Below are 2,564 nucleotides of genomic sequence, written 5' to 3' on the forward strand. Positions count from 1 at the left end.
CCCGAACTCAAACCCGGCGACATCGTCATCCTCGACAACCTGTCCAGCCACAAAGGGCAGGAAGCTGCGGCCCTGGTTGAGGCGCGCGGCGCAACCCTGCTCTTCCTGCCGCCTTACAGTCCCGATCGTAACCGTGTCCTGAAGGCCGCCTTGCGGGAAGCTGCTTTGCGGTGCTGATAGCCGCTCTTTGCGAGGAGCGGTGATGAGCGAGGATATCGTAGCGGCGGGAGCGAGTGTTCTCGTGAGTGGTCATATGAGTAATCGTATGAGCAGTCGGATCGCGGTCGTGGGCGGGCGTCGCCGTTGGTCGGTGGATCAGAAGCTGGCGATCCTGCGCGAGGCGTTCGGCCCCGACGGCTCGGTCTCGGCGACGTGCCAGCGGCACGCGGTCGGCAGCGGGATGCTTTATACGTGGCGCCGACAGGCACTGGCGGGTGATCTGACGGGAGCGAAGCGCGCGTCGGTGCCCTTGTTCGCCGAGGTGGAGGTGTCGGTTCCGGCCCCGGCGACGGCAGGCAGCGGCCAGATCGGGATCGAGCTGCCGTCGGGCGTGCGGATCACGGTCGACGCGGCGGTGGATGCCGGCGCGCTGGCACGCGTGATGTCCGTCCTTGGCCGATGATCCCTTTACCGCTACCCGCCTTCGCGGGCACAGGCTCGACACGCATCTATCTGGCCTGCGGCGCCACCGACATGCGCAAGGGGTTCGACGGCCTCGCGGTGCTGGTGCAGCAGGTGCTGGAGAAGAGTCCGCACTCGGGCGCGCTGTTCGCGTTCCGCGGCAAGCGGGGCGATCTGGTCAAGCTGCTCTGGTATGACGGCCAGGGCCTGTGCCTGTTCTCGAAGCGCATGGACCGCGGCCGGTTCATCTGGCCGATCACCAAGGCGGGCAAGGTGAGCCTCACCGCAGCGCAGCTTTCGATGCTGCTCGAAGGCATCGACTGGCGGCGTCCCGAACGCACCGCGGCGCCCTTGCTCGCAGGGTAAAAAGTGGCGGATTAGTGAGGGTTTTACTGGCATCGCGGCGCCCGTTTTGCTAGGTGTTCCGGGTGTCGGAACCAGCCTCTTCCAGCATCGACAAGGACGCCCGGATCGCCGAGCTCGAAGCGGCTCTCGCGGCGCGCGACACGCTGATCGATACTCTCCGCCACCAACTCGCCCAGCTCCGCCGCATGACCTTCGGCCGGTCCTCCGAGAAGCTCGCGCTCCAGATCGAGCAGCTCGAGCTTGCCCTGGAAGAGCTCGAAGGCGAGGCTGAGGTCGCCGACAGCCGAACGAGCGAACGGGCACCTGCCGAACGGGTATCGCCGGTGCGCGCATTGCCCGATCATCTGCCGCGCGCCGAACGGCGGATCGAGCCTGAAGCCGGAAGCTGCACCTGTCCCGATTGCGGCGGCGCGCTGCGTCCGCTCGGGCAGGACAGCGACGAGCAGCTCGACGTCGCCCCGGTCCAGTGGCGCGTCATCCGCACCGTGCGGCCCAAGTATAGCTGCCGCACCTGCGACAGGATCGTCCAGGCGCCTGCGCCGGTGAAGGCGATCGCGCGCGGCAAGGCGAGCTTTGCCACGCTCGCCCATGTCGTGGTAAACAAGTTCGATCATCATCTGCCCCTCTATCGCCAGGCAGAGATGATGGCGGCGCAGGGTGTCGACATCGACCGCTCGACCCTCGCCGGCTGGGCGGGCCAGGCCGCGCATCTTCTCGACCCCATCGTCAGCCGTATCCGCGGGGAAGGGTTGAAGGCCGCCAAGCTCCACACCGACGACACGCCGGTGCCGATGCTCGTCCCGGCAAGGGCCGGACTGCGCAGGCGCGGCTCTGGGCGTATGTTGTCGATGACCGCGCATCGGGCGCCGCCACCCCGGCGCTCGCCTGGTATCGGTTCACGCCTGATCGCAGCGGCATCCATCCGCAGAGCGAGCTGGGGCCGTTCACCGGCCTTCTCCAGGCCGACGGCTATGCCGGATATGAGAAGCTGTACCAGGGCAACCGCATCCAGGAGGTCGCCTGCTGGGCGCACTTCCGCCGCAAGATCTTCGAGTGCCACCAGACAAGCCCAACCCCGCTCACCACCGACCTGCTGACACGCATCGCCGGACTCTACCGGATCGAAGAGGACGTCCGCGGCCAGCCGCCCGATGTCCGGCGCGCGCATCGACAACAACAAGCAAGACCACAGATCGACGCGCTTCGCGGCGCGATCGACGACGCCCTGCGCCGCCTGTCGCCCAAGTCGGCGATGGCGAAGGCGCTCGCCTATGGCCGCAAGCGCTGGGACGCGCTCACCCGCTACACGGGCGAGGGCATCGCGGAGATCGACAACAATATCGCCGAGCGCGCCATCCGCGCCATCGCGATCGGCCGCAAGAACTGGCTGTTCGCTGGCTCCAAGACCGGCGGCGAACGTGCCGCCGCTATCTACTCCGTCATCGAGACGGCCAAGCTCAATGGCGTCGAGCCGCAGGCCTATATCGCCGATGTCATCGAGAAGATCGCCTCAGGCTGGCCCGCCTCCCGGTGGGACGAGCTCATGCCGTGGAACTGGACAGCGCAAAGCACGCCCG

Annotated in this window: 2 protein-coding genes and 2 pseudogenes; all 4 read left to right on the forward strand. The window is 67.4% G+C overall.

Annotation, left to right across the window (positions count from 1 at the left end; all coding sequences use genetic code 11):
* Nucleotides 1–171 (forward strand): annotated as a pseudogene (locus KYX69_RS23135) (transposase); the annotation flags it as partial.
* A gap of 82 nt (nt 172–253) precedes the next feature.
* Nucleotides 254–622 carry a transposase gene (locus KYX69_RS23140; RefSeq protein WP_300501683.1) on the forward strand — a complete coding sequence of 123 codons (369 nt, stop codon included), beginning with the start codon at nt 254–256 and terminating at the stop codon, nt 620–622.
* Nucleotides 619–987 carry an IS66 family insertion sequence element accessory protein TnpB gene (gene tnpB / locus KYX69_RS23145; protein ID WP_300501684.1) on the forward strand — a complete coding sequence of 123 codons (369 nt, stop codon included), beginning with the start codon at nt 619–621 and terminating at the stop codon, nt 985–987. Before KYX69_RS23140 ends, tnpB begins: the two co-directional genes overlap by 4 nt.
* Nucleotides 988–1,040: 53 nt before the next feature.
* A pseudogene (locus tag KYX69_RS23150) lies at nt 1,041–2,564 on the forward strand (IS66 family transposase); the annotation flags it as partial.

Origin of the sequence: Sphingomonas sp. (genome assembly GCF_030145815.1) — a bacterium.
In the GTDB taxonomy this organism is placed as follows: domain Bacteria; phylum Pseudomonadota; class Alphaproteobacteria; order Sphingomonadales; family Sphingomonadaceae; genus Sphingomonas.